At 45.5% G+C, this 21,884-nt stretch carries 20 protein-coding genes; 4 read left to right on the forward strand and 16 right to left on the reverse strand.

The annotated features are described in order from the left end of the window. Nucleotides 1-22: 22 nt before the first annotated feature. A complete protein-coding gene (locus tag H1230_RS28565) occupies nt 23-601 on the reverse strand; it encodes a DUF1003 domain-containing protein (protein WP_239713156.1) in 579 nt (192 codons plus the stop codon). A 412-nt stretch (nt 602-1,013) separates the two neighbouring features. Between H1230_RS28565 and H1230_RS28570 the strand changes: the two genes are divergently transcribed. Then, nucleotides 1,014-2,738 carry a cellulase family glycosylhydrolase gene (locus H1230_RS28570; protein ID WP_239713157.1) on the forward strand — a complete coding sequence of 575 codons (1,725 nt, stop codon included), beginning with the start codon at nt 1,014-1,016 and terminating at the stop codon, nt 2,736-2,738. A gap of 321 nt (nt 2,739-3,059) precedes the next feature. On the opposite strand, the gene H1230_RS28575 is transcribed toward H1230_RS28570, so the two are convergent. From H1230_RS28575 to H1230_RS28605, 7 genes are all read right to left on the reverse strand, one after another. Next, nucleotides 3,060-3,776 (reverse strand): DUF554 domain-containing protein, encoded by a 717-nt coding sequence (locus H1230_RS28575; protein ID WP_239713158.1) that lies wholly within the window; start codon nt 3,774-3,776, stop codon nt 3,060-3,062. 42 nt (nt 3,777-3,818) lie between these two features. After that, nucleotides 3,819-4,472: a M48 family metallopeptidase gene (locus tag H1230_RS28580; RefSeq protein WP_239713159.1), complete on the reverse strand. Its 654-nt coding sequence runs from the start codon at nt 4,470-4,472 to the stop codon at nt 3,819-3,821. Between the two features lie 35 nt (nt 4,473-4,507). Further along, complete coding sequence (locus H1230_RS28585; RefSeq protein WP_239713160.1) at nt 4,508-5,305, reverse strand: ABC transporter permease subunit; 798 nt, start codon at nt 5,303-5,305, stop codon at nt 4,508-4,510. A 34-nt stretch (nt 5,306-5,339) separates the two neighbouring features. Then, complete coding sequence (locus H1230_RS28590; protein ID WP_239713161.1) at nt 5,340-6,137, reverse strand: ABC transporter permease subunit; 798 nt, start codon at nt 6,135-6,137, stop codon at nt 5,340-5,342. Between the two features lie 6 nt (nt 6,138-6,143). After that, entirely contained in the window at nt 6,144-7,028 is an 885-nt protein-coding gene (locus H1230_RS28595) for an ABC transporter ATP-binding protein (protein ID WP_239713162.1), read from the reverse strand. A 21-nt stretch (nt 7,029-7,049) separates the two neighbouring features. Continuing rightward, a complete protein-coding gene (locus H1230_RS28600) occupies nt 7,050-7,673 on the reverse strand; it encodes a TetR/AcrR family transcriptional regulator (RefSeq protein ID WP_239713163.1) in 624 nt (207 codons plus the stop codon). 327 nt (nt 7,674-8,000) lie between these two features. Continuing rightward, complete coding sequence (locus H1230_RS28605) at nt 8,001-10,850, reverse strand: S-layer homology domain-containing protein (protein WP_239713164.1); 2,850 nt, start codon at nt 10,848-10,850, stop codon at nt 8,001-8,003. Between the two features lie 395 nt (nt 10,851-11,245). On the opposite strand from H1230_RS28605, the gene H1230_RS28610 reads away from it, so the two are divergent. Then, nucleotides 11,246-12,409 carry a YibE/F family protein gene (locus H1230_RS28610; protein WP_239713165.1) on the forward strand — a complete coding sequence of 388 codons (1,164 nt, stop codon included), beginning with the start codon at nt 11,246-11,248 and terminating at the stop codon, nt 12,407-12,409. A 327-nt stretch (nt 12,410-12,736) separates the two neighbouring features. Here H1230_RS28610 and H1230_RS28615 read toward each other — a convergent pair whose 3' ends face one another. Both H1230_RS28615 and H1230_RS28620 read right to left on the reverse strand, forming a co-directional pair. Further along, nucleotides 12,737-13,111, reverse strand: coding sequence for a hypothetical protein (locus H1230_RS28615; RefSeq protein WP_239713166.1), 375 nt, complete (start codon nt 13,109-13,111; stop codon nt 12,737-12,739). Continuing rightward, on the reverse strand, nt 13,083-13,343 hold the full coding sequence (locus H1230_RS28620) for a substrate-binding domain-containing protein (RefSeq protein ID WP_239713167.1): 261 nt from the start codon (nt 13,341-13,343) through the stop codon (nt 13,083-13,085). The genes H1230_RS28615 and H1230_RS28620 overlap by 29 nt, the downstream gene beginning before the upstream one ends. Nucleotides 13,344-13,584: 241 nt before the next feature. On the opposite strand from H1230_RS28620, the gene H1230_RS28625 reads away from it, so the two are divergent. Then, on the forward strand, nt 13,585-14,766 hold the full coding sequence (locus H1230_RS28625) for a nucleotidyltransferase domain-containing protein (RefSeq protein WP_239713168.1): 1,182 nt from the start codon (nt 13,585-13,587) through the stop codon (nt 14,764-14,766). Nucleotides 14,767-15,195: 429 nt separating this feature from the next. Here the strand turns inward: H1230_RS28625 and H1230_RS28630 are convergent, their stop codons facing one another. The 6 genes from H1230_RS28630 to H1230_RS28655 all read right to left on the reverse strand — a co-directional run bounded on the left by H1230_RS28630 (nt 15,196) and on the right by H1230_RS28655 (nt 20,901). Further along, nucleotides 15,196-16,992 (reverse strand): ABC transporter ATP-binding protein, encoded by a 1,797-nt coding sequence (locus H1230_RS28630; RefSeq protein ID WP_239713169.1) that lies wholly within the window; start codon nt 16,990-16,992, stop codon nt 15,196-15,198. Nucleotides 16,993-17,005: 13 nt separating this feature from the next. Then, nucleotides 17,006-17,464, reverse strand: coding sequence for a lasso peptide biosynthesis B2 protein (locus H1230_RS28635; RefSeq protein ID WP_239713170.1), 459 nt, complete (start codon nt 17,462-17,464; stop codon nt 17,006-17,008). Beyond that, nucleotides 17,461-17,760 carry a lasso peptide biosynthesis PqqD family chaperone gene (locus H1230_RS28640; RefSeq protein ID WP_239713171.1) on the reverse strand — a complete coding sequence of 100 codons (300 nt, stop codon included), beginning with the start codon at nt 17,758-17,760 and terminating at the stop codon, nt 17,461-17,463. The genes H1230_RS28635 and H1230_RS28640 overlap by 4 nt, the downstream gene beginning before the upstream one ends. Nucleotides 17,761-17,764: 4 nt before the next feature. Continuing rightward, on the reverse strand, nt 17,765-18,697 hold the full coding sequence (locus H1230_RS28645) for a phosphoenolpyruvate carboxykinase (ATP) (RefSeq protein WP_239713172.1): 933 nt from the start codon (nt 18,695-18,697) through the stop codon (nt 17,765-17,767). Nucleotides 18,698-18,820: 123 nt separating this feature from the next. After that, nucleotides 18,821-18,946, reverse strand: coding sequence for a paeninodin family lasso peptide (locus tag H1230_RS28650; protein ID WP_154121807.1), 126 nt, complete (start codon nt 18,944-18,946; stop codon nt 18,821-18,823). 29 nt (nt 18,947-18,975) lie between these two features. After that, on the reverse strand, nt 18,976-20,901 hold the full coding sequence (locus H1230_RS28655; RefSeq protein WP_239713173.1) for an asparagine synthase-related protein: 1,926 nt from the start codon (nt 20,899-20,901) through the stop codon (nt 18,976-18,978). Between the two features lie 455 nt (nt 20,902-21,356). Between H1230_RS28655 and H1230_RS28660 the strand changes: the two genes are divergently transcribed. Continuing rightward, nucleotides 21,357-21,878 (forward strand): hypothetical protein, encoded by a 522-nt coding sequence (locus H1230_RS28660; RefSeq protein ID WP_239713174.1) that lies wholly within the window; start codon nt 21,357-21,359, stop codon nt 21,876-21,878. The last annotated feature ends 6 nt before the right edge of the window (nt 21,879-21,884 follow it).

The raw sequence follows: 21,884 nt of genomic DNA on the forward strand, positions 1-21,884 counted from the left end.
TTCTTCGAGAGATATAGTCAATTCAATTCGGTGTGTCACTGGAACTATTGGTTCCTGTTTGCTCATCGAGTTTGTTTTCAATTTCGGCAAGGCGATGATCAATTTTGTGTAATAACCTCTGAATAGCTAAATTCTCTTGCTCAGCCTTGAAATTGATCGCAAAATCCATAATCGATTCTTGCTTATCTCTCGCAGCCTGGCGATTCTGGCTCATCAGAATGACCGGGGCTTGTAAGGCGGCCAAACATGAAAGAATCAGATTCAACAGAATAAACGGCGATTTATCAAAATGAACCGTAAAACCAATGATATTCCAAACCATCCATAACAATAAGAAAGAAATAAAAATAATAATAAACGGCCAGCTACCACCAAACGAAGCGATTTTATCTGCAAGTCGCCCCGACCAACTTGTCCCCTTCGCTTGCTCTTCATCCAAATGGGCTTCAATATCACCCTTGTATTCCTTCACCATTTTGGTAACCCGTCTAATGTGTACTTCACTCAGTTTTTTTCCCGGAGCCACATTTAGATCTTCAACTACGTTTTTCTCATCTCTCATTAAATCTGTTGTTAATTTCCCATCCTGCTTAGCTGACATTTCCTCACCTCGCGCTTCTAGTTTATCATTATTTGTTTCAATATCTACCTACTGTGTTTAAGAGTAATTACCAGATGCTAATCACACATGAATTAAAAAGGAGCGACTTACTATGAACCTATTGCTAATTATCATAATAGTTATACTATTATTTGGTGGCGGCGGATTTTTCTACAGCAGAAGAAGATAAACAAACGATTATAATGCCAAAAGTAAGCATAAAGCATTCCTCACCTCTTTCATAGGTGGAGAGTGTTTAAGCTTACTTTTTTTGTTTTTATTAGAGTTTCTTAGATACAAACACTAATTATTGCCTGATTTTACCACTAATTGTTAAGGTATTCTCTGAGAAAGCTCTGTGATATCTTATAAAAAGTAAACGCTTTCAATAATATTTAAAAAGGAGAATATAATGACCCAACGAACTCTCAAATCTTTGTTTTCACTGGCCCTAGTCGCTGTCCTTCTACTCTCATTGTTTCCATCCAGTATTGCTGCAGCAGCCTCAAACCCTAAGCAACAACCTAAAGTGGCTTCTAAGAGCAAAATTCAGTCCTATGTTGATGATATGCAGCCTGGCTGGAACCTCGGCAATACGTTCGATGCCACGGGTGCTGACGAAACCTCGTGGGGAAATCCGCGTGTTACCAAAGAGCTCATTAAACAGATCGCCAAGCAAGGTTACAAAAGCATCCGGATTCCCGTTACATGGGATCAGCACATAGGCGCTGCTCCTGCGTATACGATAGATCCGGCATACCTGAAACGTGTAGAAGAAGTCGTTGGCTGGGCGCTCGATGCCAATCTCTATGTGATGATTAACCTCCATCATGACTCCTGGCTATGGGTAAGCTCCATGGAGAAGCAGCATGATGAAGTGCTGGCGCGTTATAATGCGGCTTGGACCCAGATTGCCAACCAATTCAAACAGAAGTCCAACAAGCTGATGTTTGAGAGCATCAATGAACCACGTTTCTCTGAAGGGGGAACCGTAGATGAAGCGAAAATGGAGCAGATGCTGAAGGAGCTCAATACATCGTTTTATCAGATTGTCAGAAAGTCCGGAGGGAAAAATGCGGTGCGCCCGCTCGTCCTGCCGACACTTCAGACCTCTCCTACCCAAGATAGAATGAACAGTCTTTATAATACGATCACAGAACTAAACGATCCCAACCTGATCGCTACCGTCCATTACTATGGTTTCTGGCCTTTTAGTGTCAATATTGCGGGCTACACTAAGTTTGAAAAAGATACTCAAAATGATATCACTCAAACCTTTGATAATGTCTACAATACGTTTGTCGCCAAAGGTATTCCTGTGATTGTAGGTGAATACGGACTGCTTGGCTTCGATAAGAGTACAGGGGTCATCGAACAGGGCGAGAAGCTGAAGTTCTTCGAATTCCTGACCCACTATCTCAAAGAAAAGGACATTACCTCCATGCTGTGGGATAACGGCCAGCATTTCAACCGTCTGAGCTTCAAGTGGTCAGATCCTGAGCTGTATAACGTAATGAAAGCAGGCCTGAAGGCTCGTTCCTCCAATGCGGAAAGCGATCTGATCTATCTGGCTAAAGGTACCCCCATCCATGATACCAAGATCAACCTGAGCTTAAACGGAAACAAACTGACTTCCCTGAATGTAAAGGGCAAAGCACTGAAAAAAGGCGCGGACTATGCACTAAACGGTGAAGTTCTGACGATTAAAGCCAGCGCACTGACCAAACTGACGGCAACAGGTACTTTAGGCGTTAACGCCATTCTGACAGCTAAATTCAACAAAGGCACGGACTGGAATTTCAAAGTAATTCTATTTAACACGCCAATACTAAGCAATAGCGAAGGTACGACAGATGCCTTTACTATTCCAACAGCCTTTAACGGTGATCAACTGGCTACTATGGAAGCTGTGTATGCTGCTGGAGGCAATGCCGGCCCACAAGACTGGACTTCCTTCAAAGAATTCGGCAATACCTTCAATCCTTCCTACGATACCCATGAGATTAAGCTGCTGCCCGCCTTCTTTAATGAGGTGAAGGACGGCGAAGTGATTCTCAAATTCCACTTCTGGAGCGGCGAGGTTGTTACGTATACGATCACGAAGAGCGGAGCGAGTATTGTAGGTAAAGCTTCCTAACGATATGCAGTGGATAAGCTGAAAGACAGCAAAAGGCATTCTCTAAGGGAAATACTTAGAGAATGCCTTTTGCAGGCTCTGCCTCAACATTAGTAAGCACACACATTTTGATATAGCGGGAAATTCTCCCTCTAATCCTGACGTTTGGGGGCTCCAGATCGGAATAGCGGGAATTACTCCCTCTAATATGTGGGATTCGGTGCTAAACAGACTTATTCCCAATATTTAGCGGGAGAAAATCCCTATAATCCTCAATTTCGAGCTTTAATCGGACAATTAGAGGGAATTTTTCCCTTTATATTCAAATAAAACCCAATCGAATTACCCTAAATATGTGTTATACCCGTAGATCAGCGTAACCAACAGCACCGCAACAAGTATACCCGGAAGAAGATTGGCCACCTTCACTTTGATGATCCCCAGCAAGTTCAACCCTATCGCCATGATCATAATGCCGCCAACCGCGGTCATTTCGGTGATGCAATCATTCATTAAGACATCGGGCACGAACCGGGTGATCTGTGTCGCCAGGAGCGCGATCGCCCCTTCATAGACAAAGACGGGAATGGCGGAGAACAATACACCCATCCCGAGCGTGGAGGTCAAGATGATGGATATGAATCCATCCATGATCGCTTTCGTGTACAGGATATCATGATTCCCCTTAATCCCACTGTCCAAAGCACCAAGAAAACCCATTGCTCCCACTACGAACACCAGACTGGCCGTAACAAATCCCTGTGCGATACTCCCCGGCTCATTGGAGCCCACTCGCCGCTCCAGCCAGTGACCCGCACGGTTGAATTTATCTTCGAGGTCAATCCATTCACCCACGACGGCCCCAATGACCAGACTCAGAATAACAATTAGGAAATTCCCGCTTTTGAAGCCCATTTGTATGCCCAGAACAATAATAGCCAAGCCGATTCCATTCATAACCGTGTTCTTCATACTGTCAGGTATCCGGCGCAACAGCCTGCCGAGTAAAGTCCCCAAGATAATCGCAATTCCGTTAACTAAAGCCCCCAGTAGAACCATTGCCAGTAACTACCCCCATTTTATCTGTATACCTATTGATTGTTACAGTGTCATCGCTTCCCCATGTCTGGCCAGAAAGTCTTGCTTCTCTTTATAATCCGGCATAATGCTTCCCAACCGTCTCCAGAACGAGCGATCATGATTCATATGCAGCAGATGACAGAGCTCATGGATAATCACATAATCAATCACTTCAACGGGGGCCATAGCCAAACGGTAATTGAAGGTGAGCTTCTTATCTGAGCTGCAGCTTCCCCATTTGGTTCTAGATTCGACCACCTCAATGGATTTGGGCTTGACTCTCAGTTCTGCTTGATAATCTTTAATGCGTTCGCCTACAATCTTCTTACACTTGGCAAAATAGAATTTCTTGAGCTCTTTCTTCAGCTCCTCTTCCGATAACTCACCCGTCTGGATTAACTCATGCAGCAGATACTCCTTGCCCAGATACAGAAACTTCCCCTCATCCTGATATTCTTTGGCTTGTGGGGTTGCGCGGGCGGCCTCAAGGATCTGGGATTGCTCCAGTATCCATTTTCCGTGCTTTCCCACCACGCTCATAATCATCTCTTCACTTGCTTCTTTGGGAGCTTTAACCGTGATATGCCCTACCGTATCCAATTGAATGGAAATCTTCTTGGCATTTCCGTACTGAACATTAAAGCTTATCGTATGATTCTCAAATTCAATCTTCATGCACACCATCGTTTCTATAAAGTTATGTTTAACCCTTACACATTCAAATCTCTTGTTCGGAAAAAGGTATAGGTCACCAAGAACAGCACAGCAATCATCGCCACCGACAACACGACAAAAACAACATCCAACCCTCCGCCATACATCACATTTTTCGCTTCAAAATATTTAAAGGGCGTCATATATTTCAAGCTGGCCAGCTTATCATTCAAATCGATAGCCATCGATAACACGAACGTAAGCAGCAGTATTCCAGTAGCTAATGAGGCCGCTGAGTTGGGTTTCTTTTTGACCGCTGCAAGGGCAGTCCCAATCCCCATAAACAATAGCTGCACAATAAACATACCCAGCATCGTCATCGTGATATCTCCAGCAACCGCTTCACCTTTGCTATATTGCCCTACTATGATTATGGACGAAACCAGTGTAACCACATTTATGATGACGATATTCACGAATGCGGCCAGCAACTTGGCAGTGATGATGTTATTTCTGGACACAGGCTTTACGAATAAAAATTCCGAGGTCTTATCCCGCTCTTCCTTAGAGAGGATGTTCGCTCCCAGCATAGCCGCATGAATAGTAGCCATTAATAACAGATAGAGGTAGAGGATTCCATAATAACCGCTGGCTTTGTCTAGGTCCAGGTTGCCAATACCCAGTATAGCTTGCAAGGACTTCGGCATCTCTGACATCATACCACTCATGGATTGACCCGATGACGATAAACCAGCATATTTACTCATTCCTGAAACCACCATCAAGAACACACCTATGCTCCAAAATAGTAGTGATTTACGATTGGCTCTCATTTCTCTCCAAAATATATTCATTCCCTACCCCCTCCTCTTCCCCCACTATCCTGAGCTAAACCGTATGAATATCCTTGTTGGAATACACGATATAACTAACTGCAATCGCAATCACAATAAGGGCCAAAGCTACAATCAAATACGTTGTTTCATAGCTCGAATTCAGCAGAATATAGGCCGTATCTACATATTTAAAGGGAGAAATATAGCGCAGGCTCTCCTGATCTGCTGTTCCGCCAATCATCCCAATAAAGTAGAATGCAAAGACCGTGGCCAGTGAAACCGTCAAGACGGATTTAATCTTCCGAACGACGACAGAGATCACTATTCCTAACGCCAGAAAGATAAGCTGAACGAAGAACAGCGATAGGCTGAGCAAAATGAATGTTTGCATACTATAATTTTCCACCTTAACTTGGGAGGCCATCATTAACGCAGCAACACCGTACACTATATTAGTCAGGACCAAGGATACAAATGCAGCTGAGAGCTTAGCAGTAACAATGGTTGTACGTGTGACTGGTTTGGTTAAGAGGAAATCCGCCGTTTTTTCCCGAACCTCTTTAGAGACAATCGAAACCCCTATATTCATCGCCTGAATGGCTCCGATCAGCATAATAAATGTTAAACCATACGAGTAGAACCCCAGCAGTGTAAATAAATTATCCAAGTTCATGCCTAATGCTGTTCTTAGGGACTCCGGATAGCCTTCCAGCAGTTTCGTGAAGTCCGCCGCATCCTTAGCAAATGTGGGGAAGATAGACATAAATAACACCATAATCGCGATTAGTGATATTGACCAAGTGATCGTGGACTTACGGTAGGCTTTTAACTCATGCCAAAAGATATTCATAACGTTCTAGGCCTCCTTTACATAGTAGTGCATAAAGATCTCCTCCAGGTCCGGCTCTTCGATCCATACGTTGGCGATTTCCGTTTCAGCAATTTTTTTCAACACGATATTGAGGTTGCCTTTAAATAGGAAGCTGACGCTGTTACCCTCCACCTCTAATTTACTCACACCCGCTACATCAAAGTAACTCTTATCCAGGTTAGATTTCGTGTGAATCTTGAATTTCTTATAGTTGTTTTCTTGCAGGGTACTAATCTTCTCCACCGTAACGATCTGACCTTCTTTAATGATTGCGACCCGACTGCATAACCGCTGAACTTCACTTAAGATATGGGAGGAAAATAATACCGTCGCGCCTTTTTGATGCTCGATCTCCAGCAATTCAAAAAATTTCTGCTGCATCAGCGGATCTAAGCCGCTCGTGGGTTCATCCAGAATAATAAGCTTCGGCTCATGGAGCAACCCTTGGACAATCCCTACCTTCTTTTTATTTCCCAAGGATAAATCATCAATTTTCTTCGTGAGATCCAGATCCATGATTTCCGCAAGTTCCTTGATTCGTTTCGTACAGTCCTTTTTATAGAAGCTGGCTGAATATTTCAACAGGTCGATCACCTTCATATTGTCGTAATAGAACACTTCAGATGGCAAATAGCCGATCTGCTTCTTGATTTCCGGAGCGAATTCAATACAATCCTTACCAAAGATCTTCGCATTTCCGCTGGTTGGATAAATTAATGACAATAAGGTTCTGATGGTCGTCGATTTCCCGGCACCGTTGGGGCCAATGAAACCAAAGATCTCGCCCTCTTCGACATTAAAGCTGATGTCTGTAATCCCTCTGGACTTGCCATAAGTTTTGGTCAGGTTATTAATTTCGATTACATTCATGATCTGTTCCTCCCTTGATTCCTATTTATAAAAAGCATTTCTCAAAATCTCGCTATAACTATCCATTTCCGCTGTGATTTCCTCTATCTTCATTTGATCCAGTGGAATAGTTGCCACTTTATCCTGCAGATGATAGGCGAAGCCCTCCATGGTCCAAAAAATAATCTGCATCGTCATCGTGATGTCGATTCCCTCTTTGAATTTAGAATAATCAATATCTGCAAAAAATTCTTTGTAGCCCTGATCCAATAATTCTTTTTTCCTGCGCTCTAAATCCACTTTGACTTCACTGGCATCTTCGGGATAGGCCGCCTTGATAAAATCGAAGGCATCGGGATATTTTTGAAAAAGACCAAACTTAAGGATGGCCACCTGCCTGTAGCGAATGAAAATGTCATTTTCACTCCAATCGATCTTGGCTTGTATTTCTTCGAGCAGCATTTCCATAAAATGATCGTACAGAAATAAGTACAGGTCCTTCTTATTATTAAAGTAGTGAAATAATAACCCCTTTGATATTTCAGCTTCCTTCACAATTTCATTTGTAGATGCATTTTGATACCCCTTTTTGGTGAACTCCTTCAGGGCTGCATTTAATATTCGATCCTGCTTCTCCGGGTGTAGATTTAGAAATTTCGCAAACAATGGATTCACCTCGCGATAGTATTGACTACTCTGGTCAAAAACATTGTAAATCGATTGACCCTAGTGGTCAATAGCTAAAATGGGGTTGTCAAAAGTGACGCTCGAAGTCGGGTGGCTTTCACTGGCCCATAACCTGTTATACCTGTTATATTTGTTATATCTGTCATCCCTGTCATCCCTGTTCAACCCGCAACTCCCCCGTTGATACAGCTCTCAGACGGATTACACCATCTTCCTGTACATAATGAGATACTCATTTAACTGCACATAAAAGCCGTACGGAACCACAGTGTGGCGTTCCGTACGGCTTTTATGTGGGTTGAACCTTTATTCCATATATTTCTTCATAAGATTATAAATAATAACGGCCGCTTCCGCCCGAGTGGCGCTTTGTTTAGGATTTAACATCCCATTTCCGCTGCCAGTGATAATTTCTTCGCGGAGGATCGCTGCAATGGATGCTTTGGCGTATGCTGATACTTTGGAAGCATCCTTAAATTCATCCAACTCATGGACTGATAGTGTAATCTTTATTTTGCCTGATTTCTGCAAGGCTCTCGCCACCATAACCATTAAATCTTCGCGTGTGATTTCTGCGCTCGGTAGGAACTGATTGTTGCCCATTCCAGAGATGATATCGTTCCCCTTCGCAATCGCTATGGCTTCACTATAATAAGCATTAGCTGCTACATCGGTGAAATTGCTATTGGCTTGTCCCTGCAGCTCCAAACCCTTAACCAACAATAGAATGAAATCTGCTCTTCTTATTGCTTTCCCCGGTCCAAAAGATGTTGCCGAAATTCCTTTGATAATCCCCTTGCTGGCCAACTCCTCAATGGCTTGCTGCGCCCAATCATATTTACCGGCAACGTCACTAAAGGATGGGTTTGCTGGTGCAGGAGTTATAGTCGGCGTTACTATTGGTGCTGCTGTAGAAGATACTGCCGGTGATGGTATTGGCGTTTTTGTGGGTACTGTTGTGGATACCACTATCGGTTCTGGTATTGGTGCTACTGTTGGTGTTGGTGTTGTTGCTGAAACGACATCCGAAGCTACTGATTCTCCCGCTCCATTCACTGCAGTGACTTTATAACTATACGTAGTTGAGGCGGATAGATTGTCATCCAGGTAAGATAGCTCAGTCACGGGTACGGTGTTGCACAGTACAAAATCCTCGCTGCCGGCCTTGGATCGGTAAATATTATAACCTGTTGACTCAGCAGTAGCATTCCAAGTCAGTGTGATACCGCTTGACTTTCCGGCACTAGCCTTAAGTCCGGTCGGGGCAGCGGGAACGGCTGCGTTAGAAGTGCCTTTGCGAATTGTGTAAGAATCTACCTCCGTCATAACGTCCGTCGCTGGATCAATCTTATAGGTACTGATGGACAAACTTTGGTTTGTAACGCTGACATGGGAAAAGCTTGGTGCATAAAACTGTTCACGCTTAGCAGAGTATGGTTCTGGAACTGCTTTTAAATCATAATATTTACTGCCGCTGGCCGAGTTCACCGTAACATACAAGGTTCCGGTTGGGTTAACTACATCCCCGTTCTCATTCAGCTGCTGGTCCTTTTTCGGTACATCATTCTCCATTTGATAAGTCCGAACATAGCTATGGTCGTGGCCCATCAGAACAACATCAATGTCGAGTTCATCAAAAACTTTAGTCAGCGAAGCTCTCAAATCAGTTATATAGCCTTCTGTTGAATGATTAGCAGCGCTGTAGATCGAATGGTGGAACATAACTACTTTCCAGGTAGCATTAGGAGTGGCCGCTATCGCTTCCTGCATAAAAGCTTTGTGACCAGTTCCCACGTTATTGTTGGTATTCAACATCATATAAAGGGTATTCCCGTGGGTAAAGTAATAATCACCGCCTGCATCAGTAATTCCATAGTCCGTTGACTCATTGGGCTGGTTATAATGTTTCATATAATTAATGTTGTTATCGTGATTTCCTGAAACTGTAGCCAGGGGATACCGTTTCAGCTCAGCAGGTGAGAAAAACCCGGAATATTGGACCTCGTTGTCAGCTACATTAACCTGATCTCCTACAGACATCAAAAAGCTTGCGTTAGGGTATTTGTAGATGGATTTAGTTAACGTATCTTGCCAGCCCGTTGTGTCTCCGGCGACATTCTCACTGCTGCTCGCCCCGATTTGCGGGTCTCCATACAGCAGGAAATCATAGGCAGCGGATTCATGCGTGGTGAAGCTATAAACCGAACTCCATTCCTCCCCGTCACTAACACGGTATACATATTCTGTAGATTCCTGCAGGCCTGTTACGGTTACTTTATTGGAGGCAAGAGCGTCCGTCCCAACCGCTAAAGTACCGGTAAAAGTCTCATGCATATCTGGGAATGCCGCTGTGGTCATGTCATTCTTCTTCGCAATTTGCACTCTGCTCGCGCTTGTTGAAGATGTATTCGTTGGTACCCAGGTAAAGTTTAATTCCGTAGCATCTCGCCCCGGAGTCATGACCAAATCAGCGACAGAATTGACAATGACCAAAGCCAGTGTGGCGGTAACGCCTTGGTAAGCAGCGGTCAAAGTCACACTTCCCACGGAAGTCTCTGGGGCCACCAATAACATACCATCTACTACTTTTACATCCAATGGTTTGGAACTTGTCCACTCTACATCATCTGTTAAATCGACCTTGCTGCCATCAGCTTTATAGCGAAATGCCTCCACCACTGAATTTTGTCCTGGACGTAGCTGCTTCTGCTCTGCGTTAAGCTTCAGAAAATAAACCGCGGAGTTGCCTCCGATAGTCGGACTGCCATTCAATGGATCTGCATAATCTCCTCCTGACCAAGCAGCTTGCGGAACAAACTTATATTGGACCACACCTCCAGTATGATTGAGGTCTTCCGTTGTCAACTTGTAAGAAAACACGTTCTGTTCAACATCATCTACATAAACAGAGCCCGTTGCAGTCATCGGGCGAAATGCCTTCCAATCCGCGAAATTACCATTAATGTACATCTCACTTTTCGTAGAGACGGTTTGTACTGTAACCGTCCCATCTTCTTCAAACACTGGACTACTTACAGCTGTGCTCTCCTCTGCCGCCTGAACCGATAATACTCCACCTTGTGTAAACAGACCTGCAAATAAAATCACGATCAGTGCCATTGCGAATAACTTGTGAATCTGAAACTTAGTAACCAAATCCTCATCTCCCGCCATTCCATATTTTTGATCTATAAAGCTGACTTTGCAGTGGCATAACGTTAATCCCATGCTCTGTTGCGTTCATGAAGATCATCTTATGTATCGCTTTAGGGCAAACGTTTGCATTAAAAGACATGCTCCTTGATTTAGATTAATTCGTATTTATTCGCTACATGTTAAACATTTGTCAGTTTTGAGTAAATGTGTTCTAAAATTCACATTCCATTCTCATCTTAATGCTCTATTTGTTAACTATTGAAATCTAAATCTCCTGATCAAACGTAAGGCACAGAACGTGATTTAATATTCATTTTACAAAAAAATGAATTAGCACTTACATATCCTGCCTATAGTAGACAAGTCTTGATTTGATAACAGGAGTGAATTTATTTATGACGAAGTCTAAATGGCTACCGCGAGGTATCATCGTAGGTTTGTTGCTGGTATTCTCTGTATTTCTATATATGCTCAATGCAAATGGACCTCAATCTTACTTACAACAAAGCGGCAGCTCCTACCTTAAATATGAGAAAGCCACAATCATAAAGGTCGCTAGCGAAACAGTTGAGCAGGATGAAGTTTTGGGTGGCTTATATCGGGGGTCACAAATGTTGGAGGTCCGAATCCTCACGGGTGAGCATAAAGGTGAACTTCACACCATCAAGAACTTTCTAAGTGACCGCTACAATGTATACGGCAAAGCAGGAATGAAAATAGTGGTATGTGTAGAAACAGCCAACCCCAGCATGTATGAGGTACGCGTGTACAGTTACTACCGTGCGCCTACGCTATATTTCTTCGCGTTTCTGTTCATTGCCATCATGTGGGCCATTGGTGGAAAAAAAGGGTTGAAATCCGTCGTCGGACTAGCGTATACGATGATTTGCATCATTTTCTTTTTCATTCCACTGCTGCATCACGGATTCTCACCTATTCTGGCCTCTGTAATCATGGTGATTATTACGACCTGCGCGAACCTCTTCTTGATTCATGGCTGGAATTCGAAATCTGTATCGGCCGTCATTGGAACTACAATAGGGGTTGTATTTGCTGGTTTGGTCTCCAGCGTGGCCGGAGCTTTCGCTCATATATCCGGATTAAATTCGGAGGAGGCTGAAACGTTAATTGTCATTGCCCGCGATACCCATATGCAGGTCAAGGATCTCTTGTTCGCCGGAATCTTAATTGCTTCGCTGGGAGCGATCGTAGACGTAAGCATTTCCGTTTCTTCTTCCATCCATGAGGTGTATACGGTAAATCATTCGCTACGGAAGAAAGAATTGTTCAGATCAGGAATTAATGTCGGCCGTGATATGATGGGAACGATGTCGGACACCCTTATACTTGCTTTTACAGGCAGCTCCTTACAGGCATTGATACTGATCTATTCCTATCGTGTCCCTTTTACGCAACTGACTAATATGGAGATGATCGCGATTGAAGTCATTCAGGGGTTGTCCGGAAGTATTGCCGTAGTATTGACTGTCCCTATCGTCGCATTTATTTCATCCCGGCTTATTCCTCTGATGAACAAAACGTTGTCTACGACAAAATAAGAAGAAACTCTGGTTCGTTTCTGCCTGATCGTTCAAGAGCGAGCCGATTGGCAAGTCCGGTTAACGGATCATTGTTTTCGAACTATCATATTGGGTATTTTCGTTGATCAGCATCCATACATCTTCTCCATTAGTATGCCGGAAGCGACACTCCATTTCAAAGGAAGGCCGTATGCCTGTTCAGCTGTTATTTGACAATGGCTCGTGCCTTTGCCAAGTCATCGGGATGGACGATGTTCTTTATTAGGCGAAGAAATTAGCCAGTTAAAAAGTTGTATTAAAAGCATTCAGTTCCGTAGATACATCCCCGAACCCAAGAAGGAAGGATCACTCCATACCTTGGAAGGCGGAAAAGAAGCGGGGATCACTGGCTCCATACTCCGTTTTTTTCCAGTATCCGAGCTGCTCTCCAGATTGAATTGATAACCTTGATAGGTATCCTTCGATTTCAAAGGGTATAATCAATCCTACGATCAATCTTCGGAAAGGAGTGTTAAACAGCCAATTCATCTCTGTCGTCTCATTATTTTTATAGGATTGCATGAGAACGTCAAGATTGAAATTTGGAGACATCATATTACCCAAATATTGAATAATCTGCGTCGGATCATCCATGTCCAATACATTTCGGTATACTAGAATGGCTGACAGCTGGATTGGCATTGCCCGCTCATTAGCAAGGATATGCAGCAGCAATTCCACCGCTTGAGACCCTAGATCGTATACTGGCAATTGAAATGTCGTCAAAGAGAGACGAATCGATCTCCTTGGATACATCATCGATGCCTATGACGGCTGCATCCTCAGGAACCCTGACATGCAACACCTTAAAATGATTGATCAATTCGATCGCCATCAGATCATTTACCGCGATCACGGCTGAATACGGGAGTCCCTGTTGCACCATGGACACTGCAATCTCATACGTGTTCATTTGCAGGACATCATGGAACCCGTCTTGGTCGTTCCCTAACTTATACTTTTGGAGCGCTTGGCCAACATGATGTTCCTTCGCCTTTTGAGAGATACTCTTTCATTCATATTCACCCACTAATGTTGTATGCATGATTGGAATTGACAATTTTCTGTTAGCGATGTTACGCTCACAGTACGTTCGAGCGTTCTTTAAACAGAACGAATTCTATCTTGTTTGGATACTAAGAAGGAGAGTTCCTATGACTGACCGGTATGCTCTTGATAAAGGGCGCTTATCTTCGGAATTATTGCTTCTACTTACGCTTCTTGCCACGGACAACATCGACGAGACAGCGGGTCAAGAGCCGGAACTGTTCGCAGATATAGACTGGGAGCTGTTTATTCAACTAACCTTGCATCATCGCGTATATCCATTCTTATATCCCAAGCTTAGCCGTATGCGTGAAGAGTGTGTGCCTACCCTGGTTATCCAGCGGTTGAAGAACGAATACCGCCGCAATACCGTGCAGATGCTTCAGCTTAGTGGCGAAATGGGGCGAATTGGCGATGAGCTGGCTCGCTTGAATATACGCTCTTTGTTTCTGAAAGGGCCCGTACTTGCTCTAGATTTATATGGAGACATCTCACTCCGCACCTCGCGTGACCTCGATTTCATCGTGCCCTTGGAACAACTAGCCGAAACGGAAGCACTGCTGGTCCAGCTCGGGTATGTAAAGGAAGAGGAATTCGAGACTATCTTAGGAGATTGGAAATGGAGACAGCATCATACGACCTTCAATCACTCCGTAACTACTATCAAAGTTGAAGTCCACTGGAGATTGAACCCAGCGCCTTCCAGAGAGCCTGATTTCGATGAGCTATGGACACGCGCGAGGGCAAGCAGTCTCGGGCGGAATGTCTATTATCTAGGCAAAGAGGATCTGTTCCTGTTCCTGAGCGCTCACGGAGCCAGACACGGCTGGTCAAGACTGCGCTGGCTGCTAGATATTAAGCAGTTGTTAGCGCAACAGCCAGAGCCTGGCGCGTTGATCCAGCTCCTTCAGCGGTATCATTATAGCAATATGGGGGGTCAGGCTCTGCTATTGGCGGCCGCTTTACTAAAGGCACCGATAGATCCCGCCTTGTCAGGCTTGACAGATAGCCCTAAGGCCCATCGGTTGGCAGAGCTTTCCATGTTCTACATTGAGCGTTTGGTCAACCTGAATAATCCTCCGTTGGCGCCGGAAGTGGAGCGGCATTACAAATATTATCAGCCAGCGATTCTAACGCGTCCGCAGCAGCTCCTGTACGTACTGGGATTTCTGTATCCCTATGCGGCGGACGCAAAGACACTGCCACTGCCTCAGCCGCTGCATTTTTTGTATTTCCCGTTGCGCCCCTTTTTATGGGGCTGGAGAAAAGCGATTGGTGAGGACAAGTAAAGCTTGCTCCACTATCCATGGATAAGTTCGATCAGAATCGTCCGGACTGAAAAGCCCCTATTCACTCGGAATCAGGCGATTTGAGAGTTTGGCGGACTCGAGGGACGCTATTGATTCAGTTTCTTCCCAAAAGAACCTGTTTTTGATTCAATAGCGTTTCCTGAGTCCGCTTCCTGTTTCGTTCACCCCCTCAAAAGGGAAATAGCGGCTCTACAGTCCGCCTGGGTCGAACTGCAAAACTTTTTTTATAAGATATTGTCTCAACGCGGTGAGAAACAGAAGTTTTCGCCATATCAAGAAGAAAACGAGTGAAATTCTTATCTTTCAAGTAAAAAGGCCCCTTCTCTTTTCGGATGAATCCGTAAGAGAAGGAGCCTTTTTGCTGCTCGGATATGTGTTTTTCATTAGATAAATTAGAGTTTCGCCCTTCTACATAGCCTCATTTTGACTGCTTAACAATCGGCTAAACATCCCGCCCTTTTCTAAAGCTAGTCCTGAATACAGACCCTGCTGTACAACATGACCATCGTCAATAACCAAAATCTGATCCGCTCCCCGGATTGTAGATAGACGGTGGGCAATCACGATAATCGTTACGGAGTGCTTCAACCGATCCAAGGCTTCCTGAATTTTCTTCTCGTTCTCCGTGTCCAGCGCACTCGTCGCCTCATCCAGAACCAATATGGAAGGCTTGCGGATAATCGCCCGCGCGAGTACGAGACGCTGCCGTTCCCCACCAGACAGGCGAATACCCCGGTCCCCAATTAGCGTATCTAGTCCCTGCGGCAGTGCACGAACAAATTCAGCAGAAGAAGCGAACTCCAAGGCTTCCCATAGCTCTTCCTCGCTCGCATCTGGTTTAATCATGGTGAGGTTCTCCCGAATGGTAGCATTATAAAGGAATGGGTCCTGTGCTACATAGCCAATTGACCGTCTGTAAGACAGAAGCCGCTCTCCCGAGATCGGTTTGCCGTCGGCCAGAATCTCCCCTGATTCCGGCTGCATAAGTCCCATAAGCAGATCAACAAGCGTGCTCTTCCCTGCTCCCGAACGTCCAACTACAGCCGTCATGCGATTGGCGGGAATAAAGACATTTACCTGCTGCAGCGAATAATGCGGCTCCTGCGGATGATAACGGAAATCGACATCCCGCGCTTCCAGACCCCGCTTCAGCGTCAAAGGGACAATGTGCTGCTTGCTTTCCTCCTCACTACGTTCAGCGGCCTGCTGGCATTCTTCCTGCAATTGCTGCAACTGTTTAAACGAAGGAAGAACCGAAGACAGCTGCTCCATCAAGGACTGCAGCGTAGCGAAAGTCGGCCACAGCCGGGCAAAGATCAGGATGACCAGCAACAGATGTGGACCCTCTGCATGCATAAACCGGAAAGACACGAAGATAAACACGGCGATCAGCAGTGTAGATGACATTTTGTACAACAGCTGGGAATTGGAGCGCATCCGTGTATAATCAAGCTGCTCCTGCTTGACCTCCCCAGTGAAATCATGAAGCCAATTCAGTCGGGAAAGCTCCAGATTGTTGCTTTTGATATCTTTGATACCGTTCAATTGGTCCGTGATTCCACCCAAATAAACTTTACCGAGTAAGGAACTGCGGCTGCCCAGCTTTCTGGCCTTACGGATAAATCGGCGGGAGAATACGGATAGCAGGACCGCACAAACCAGAACGGAGAGGGTCATCTTGGGGGACAGCCAAAAGGCGAAGCCAATTTGGACTAGGGTGAACAGAAGCGAAGTAATAAACTGCAAGAAACTGCTTATGCCTGCGAGCACTCTCGCCAGTTCCGTTGTCATCATATTGATCAGGTCCGAAGTCCGTTTTTTGAGAAAAAAAGACCACTCGGCCCGCAATAGTGCGCTGTATACTTCATACCGCAGCTTCCGGCCATAATTCTGCTGAATTTCTACGTTGCGGATCGCGACTGACCGTGAGATCACATTCTGGCAAAGGGCGATCAGAATGTAGACTCCAAGCACAAGCAGAAGCGCCGTGGACTGTGGCAGCTCTGTGATAAAATCAAACATAGGTAAATTATAACCCGCTCCTGTACCGCCAAGCTGAATGCCCGCCATTGCCAGCATGGGCACGAGCAGCAGAATGGCCGAACTTTCCAGCAGTCCGCTGATGAGCATGCCTAACATATTAAGGTACAGTTTAACTCCAGACAAAGCAAACAGCTGGCGGATGTAATAGATTATTACTTGCATGGGCACACCTCGATTACTCGGCTTGTAAGACTTTTGCAAACTTCTCCACAACGACAAAACCCTGCATCATATCGTCGCCAGAGACATAATAAGCCCCACTGCGCAGCCAAGCATGCGCAATCATTTGGCCTTTTACGTCTCTCGCAACCCCCAGATACAGTGTGCTTTCTATTCCGCGCTTCTCTAGCATGTCCAGTCCGGCCACCGCTCTGACCATACAAGTACTCTTCCAAGGCGTATATCTGCTGATTATTCGAATAGCGCTAGTAATATGCTTAATACTAGTAATATCGCTGTCTTTGGAGACCGAAGAGGTCTCATTAGACTTTAGACCGAGCCTCGTCGCGGTCTTGGAGAACGGAAACAATAGCTGAATTCTCGCCAAGGTCAATCTCAACAAGGCTTCTGGAATCAGCGCCAACACAGCTTTGTCATAAGTTAACAGCCGACGAATGCGCCGAAGCGTACTCATGGCCGGCTGACGAATTCGATAAGATCCTCTTCCAGCAAATGCTGCAGGAAGGAAAACACATCCCGCTCAGCAAGTTCGGCCGAAACTTCAAAATTGTCCTTAATGGTCTCTACCACGAGGCTAACAGGAGCAGGGGATGCCAGCGCATTCCAGATCTCTCCGCCAACCTCTCCAAGGTTATAGTACTTTCCGTTCTTCACATTCAGCATAACCTTCTCACCGTCCATGTCGCTGGCAATATTGCCAGCCTGTTGCACAAGAACAGATTCGAGGGACAACATATTTGTATTGTTCATTGATTTATCTCTCCTCCACTTGATTATGGATCGTTTCAAGAACAAGCGCAGCTTGCTCCGGAGCGCTAAAGCCCTGCTCTGGCCGGGTAAGCCGATAAATCGGCAATCGGTTGACGAATGAGGCGATCAGGCTGAAATGCCATTCCATGATACCGAGGTGACTCACGACATGCTTCTGATACGTATGATTAAATATCGTATGGAATCGTTCCATTCCTTGGATAGGCTGTACAGTTATTGGACTGTCAGACGAAACCGCTAATTCGAATACACCGGCGAGCGGCAACGGTTCGGCGTGAAAGCGGTCATGTACCGGAACTGCGAATTTAGCTTCTCTTTGGAAAAGCGGGCGATAAGAGGACGAACTCATTCCCAAATAGTCCAAGCTTTGCTGCCATAACTTCTGCTGCGGATAGCCTGGAACTGCTAACGGATGTCCATTTTGCACCATAACGGGAATAACGTCGTCGCTGATAAGCCGGTAGTTCTGATCCATTAAATAGGAAGCGAGTGTCGATTTGCCTGCTCCGGAACGGCCCACCAGCGCGTAGGCTTTTTTATCGATGACAAGCGCACTACCGTGAAGGGGGAGAACTCGTCTTTGCATAAGCAGAATCCCCATACAGCTTCCCAGAATAAACAAACGAATACAATCCTCGTCAGCATGGGCAGCGGGTGATACCACTATTGTATTGCCGTCTTGAACAGAAAAAATAGCTGTATCCTTGATCTCGAACATGACTTCGTTACCCAGCAACCCTAGACTGAGGGAAACCTTAGGTATGTTTGCCCATCGCTCAGCCAAGTCCGCTTGAATGACTGATATGCTGCCGATGAGTCCTGGTTGATCGGTTAAAGGAAGTTCCGGCAATGGTAATTCACTATAAATTTGTAGACCAAAGGCTTTATAGGCAAGGCGCTGAACTGTATTGACCATACTGTTCACTCCATATTGTCAATTTCACCCGCTATCTTCCACGGATGATGTATAAAAAGAAAACCCCCATCCCCCTCCCAACATGCTTAGGGGGATAAGGGCGGGGCCGGACTAACGGCCATTTTACGAGTAGTGTACAACTTCAGTTGGATCAGCCTGGAAAGAGTCAGCAATTCTTTCTCCTGGTCCAGCCATAGTCATTTTGATATCAAGAACTTCCAAAGAAGGCGTGTTATATTCTTTTTTCATTATTTTCACCTCCCTTCAAGTGTGATCTGTCAGGACATACGCTTCAGAAAACGATAAAATACAAGTCCTCGTGATAGAAGGCGGAAGTCTGTACTATAAATCATAGTGGGATCAGGCTTGCTGCCAAGCCGTTCTAGACATCTAGCAAGATCTACATGGTTCAAATAGGACGATGCACGGGGATCTCTAATCATTTCTTTTAGCTCCCTAAGGAAAGAGGGCCACTCCGGCATCATGCGGTGAATCCCATCCGCCCCCTGCAACCCGCGCCGCTTACGATTCATTCTGACCTTGTCCGGAAGTCGTCCCTTCATTGCCCTGCGAACTAAGGAACGGTCTACTCCGTTCTGAACATATTGTTCTTCTGGCACAGACAGACAGAAACGGATCACACGCAAATCATTGGTGGGATCGCGATCCCATACTCGATACTTCAACGACAGCTTGGTGGCGACGGTTCCGTTCACATTCCAAATATGCGGCTGCTCAAAATGATCTTTTCGAATACCATAGATCGTCTGCGAATTCTCACTATCCATGTTAAATTCCCTTAGTCGTTGATTCACGTCCGTTCGCTTAGCGAAGTCGGGATGAATTAGTTTGGGCAACGGATTGGGCCTCTTAGACAACAGCCGAGTAAGAGATGGAAAAACTTTCCCGCCGACAATCTGCAGTACCTTTTTTCTGTCCGCATTCATGGACTGATTATATTGCCTGTACTCCTGATAAAAGGAGGGCCAATGTAGCTCACGAATCAGCTTGGCTTGATAATCTAGCGCAGTGCCCCAGGAAATGCTCCAATTCCCTCTTTGTCCGCTAAGCAGAACACCGATCCCCTTCATTTGCGCCTGCTCGAAGATCCCTTTAAGCCAATAGGAGTTCTCAATGAATTTGTAAGGCATCTCCATGATATCCAACCATTCATCAATCTCGGAATAAGGGCTTAGCTTGGGAAAGTTCAGAAAGTTCGACTCAATATTCCCCACATGATCGATGGTCTCTTGGATAAAGGGCCGTTCATCGGCCACTCGATTGGATAGATTGAAATCGGTGAAAGTGTCTACTGGATAGTAACTGAATGTATGTAATGGTTTCCTGCGACGATGAAGCTCTTCGGCAGCGAAGCTGACGACCGAACCAGAGTCCAGTCCACCACTTAAATTGGCACCAACTGCAAGGTGAGTACGAAGCCTATCTCGCACGGCTTGCCCAAGAACTTCACGGAAAGCCTCCTCGTATTCACCGTTAGAACTTAGACGAAGTTTTTGCGTATGCAGTGTGTAATATTGCGAGAAAACAATCTTCTCATTGGTGATAGAAACCCAATGCCCCGCAGGAAGCTGTTCGATCGATTGATAAACGCTCGAGAAGCAATTCAGGGTATCAATTCGACCTTCGATCGCTAGAAACTCGGATGCCCACTCTTCGTTAAGCTGTTTGCTTACACCCTGCAGGGTCAGTAAAGGATGAATGACCGTACAGAACGAGAACAATCCGGCGGAACGGTGAAAATAGAGCGTCCGGCTGCCGGAGAAATCTCTGGCCCCGAAGAGAGCACCCTTTCTTTCATCCCAGATCATAAAGGCAAAGTCCCCAACCAAATGAACCGGTGTCTGATCTCCCCATTTCTCATAGGCCAACAGGATCAGTAAGCTGTCTGGTATCGTTCTCCTATCTTCATAGGGTACCTGAAGCTGCTCGAACAATTCGTCTCGGTTATCGATGATAGCGTCAGCTGTAATGGCCAGCCCCCGTTCGGCATCGTAAAAGGGTAGCGACTCGTCCAGAGACTGCGGTGTGATCCACTGGGCATGGCAGCCGAAGAAGATACCTTTCTTCTGCCAGACACTTGTCTCATCGGCCGGATAACGCTTCAACTCTTGCATGAGCTGCAGCCCTTGTTCGGGATCAAGGATATGCTGCTGTAGATGATAGATACCCGCGATTGCGCTCATTTCAGATCCCCACCTTATATGGAAAGCTGCCTTTCGACAGCTTCTTTGAAAAGACCCCGATGGGGACTTCCTTAGTTCTTAATTAAGAACACTACTTACTATATAAGATAACGTTCTTACTAATAAATGTGAATTCTACCTAAGAATACTTTTATGTATCCTTTAGCGTATTGCCATGAATGTGCAAATGTGTTATGCAACTTTTTGATGATCCGGTTTGTATCACAGTGTCTGAATAATAACTCGGTTGAATAGATATAATTCAGGCGAAATTCTACTGGCAGACTAGAAATCTATTCGTTAAAGGAGGAATTATTATACACGCAGCCCATACCTATGCCGCAACCGTCGATGCCCAAACCTTTACAACGTTCCTGGCGCTTGTCGAAGCGATCGTTCCAAACACAGCGATGCCTTGCGATTACGGGGAAGAGCGATCGGCAGGTGCAGTTGATTTGTGCATTCATGAATATATGATCTGGGAACTCGATCACAGTCTTTCGCTTACATTAGGATTGTATCTGACCGTCGTCCCCCTATCCACTTCTACCGCTATGATGCTCAATGCAGGTGCAGCTGAATTCGTTGCCTCGGGACAGGCGCAGGATACTCTTAACTACTCGATTTGGGGGTGCAGTCCGTTCTCCTCGCTTTCCCCGGCTGATCGGATTCGGGTTCTCGCCATGCTGGAACAATTGAAGGTCGATCTTGGAACCTTACCTCCTCCATACCGGGATGACGGAGGTCTTGTCAGGTATATGATTGATTTTCTCAACAGGCAGACGATGTTCGGGAATTACTCGGAGTGGTCGGCTTACGGGACGACCCGGCTTAGGACGCCGACCGAAAGAAGGCTGGAATATTTCCCGCTCAGTTGGAGACAGGTGGGCTACCCTGGAGTTGTTCCCGGCTATCGCGCCCTTCTCGGTTATTTGTTGACTATCGAGCGAAAAGGAGGGGAATCTACCATTGGATAATTCAGA

The sequence above is a fragment of the Paenibacillus sp. 19GGS1-52 genome (genome assembly GCF_022369515.1).
Classification (GTDB): domain Bacteria; phylum Bacillota; class Bacilli; order Paenibacillales; family Paenibacillaceae; genus Paenibacillus_AQ.

Excerpts from the sequence above, each read along its gene's own strand:
- H1230_RS28565 (WP_239713156.1), bottom strand. The coding sequence starts at position 601 with ATGTCAGCTAAGCAGGATGGGAAATTAACAACAGATTTAATGAGAGAT.
- H1230_RS28570 (WP_239713157.1), top strand. The coding sequence starts at position 1,014 with ATGACCCAACGAACTCTCAAATCTTTGTTTTCACTGGCCCTAGTCGCT.
- H1230_RS28575 (WP_239713158.1), bottom strand. The coding sequence starts at position 3,776 with ATGGTTCTACTGGGGGCTTTAGTTAACGGAATTGCGATTATCTTGGGG.
- H1230_RS28580 (WP_239713159.1), bottom strand. The coding sequence starts at position 4,472 with ATGAAGATTGAATTTGAGAATCATACGATAAGCTTTAATGTTCAGTAC.
- H1230_RS28585 (WP_239713160.1), bottom strand. The coding sequence starts at position 5,305 with ATGAATATATTTTGGAGAGAAATGAGAGCCAATCGTAAATCACTACTA.
- H1230_RS28590 (WP_239713161.1), bottom strand. The coding sequence starts at position 6,137 with ATGAATATCTTTTGGCATGAGTTAAAAGCCTACCGTAAGTCCACGATC.
- H1230_RS28595 (WP_239713162.1), bottom strand. The coding sequence starts at position 7,028 with ATGAATGTAATCGAAATTAATAACCTGACCAAAACTTATGGCAAGTCC.
- H1230_RS28610 (WP_239713165.1), top strand. The coding sequence starts at position 11,246 with ATGACGAAGTCTAAATGGCTACCGCGAGGTATCATCGTAGGTTTGTTG.
- H1230_RS28620 (WP_239713167.1), bottom strand. The coding sequence starts at position 13,343 with ATGAACACGTATGAGATTGCAGTGTCCATGGTGCAACAGGGACTCCCG.
- H1230_RS28625 (WP_239713168.1), top strand. The coding sequence starts at position 13,585 with ATGACTGACCGGTATGCTCTTGATAAAGGGCGCTTATCTTCGGAATTA.
- H1230_RS28630 (WP_239713169.1), bottom strand. The coding sequence starts at position 16,992 with ATGCAAGTAATAATCTATTACATCCGCCAGCTGTTTGCTTTGTCTGGA.
- H1230_RS28635 (WP_239713170.1), bottom strand. The coding sequence starts at position 17,464 with ATGAGTACGCTTCGGCGCATTCGTCGGCTGTTAACTTATGACAAAGCT.
- H1230_RS28640 (WP_239713171.1), bottom strand. The coding sequence starts at position 17,760 with ATGAACAATACAAATATGTTGTCCCTCGAATCTGTTCTTGTGCAACAG.
- H1230_RS28645 (WP_239713172.1), bottom strand. The coding sequence starts at position 18,697 with ATGGTCAATACAGTTCAGCGCCTTGCCTATAAAGCCTTTGGTCTACAA.
- H1230_RS28650 (WP_154121807.1), bottom strand. The coding sequence starts at position 18,946 with ATGAAAAAAGAATATAACACGCCTTCTTTGGAAGTTCTTGATATCAAA.
- H1230_RS28655 (WP_239713173.1), bottom strand. The coding sequence starts at position 20,901 with ATGAGCGCAATCGCGGGTATCTATCATCTACAGCAGCATATCCTTGAT.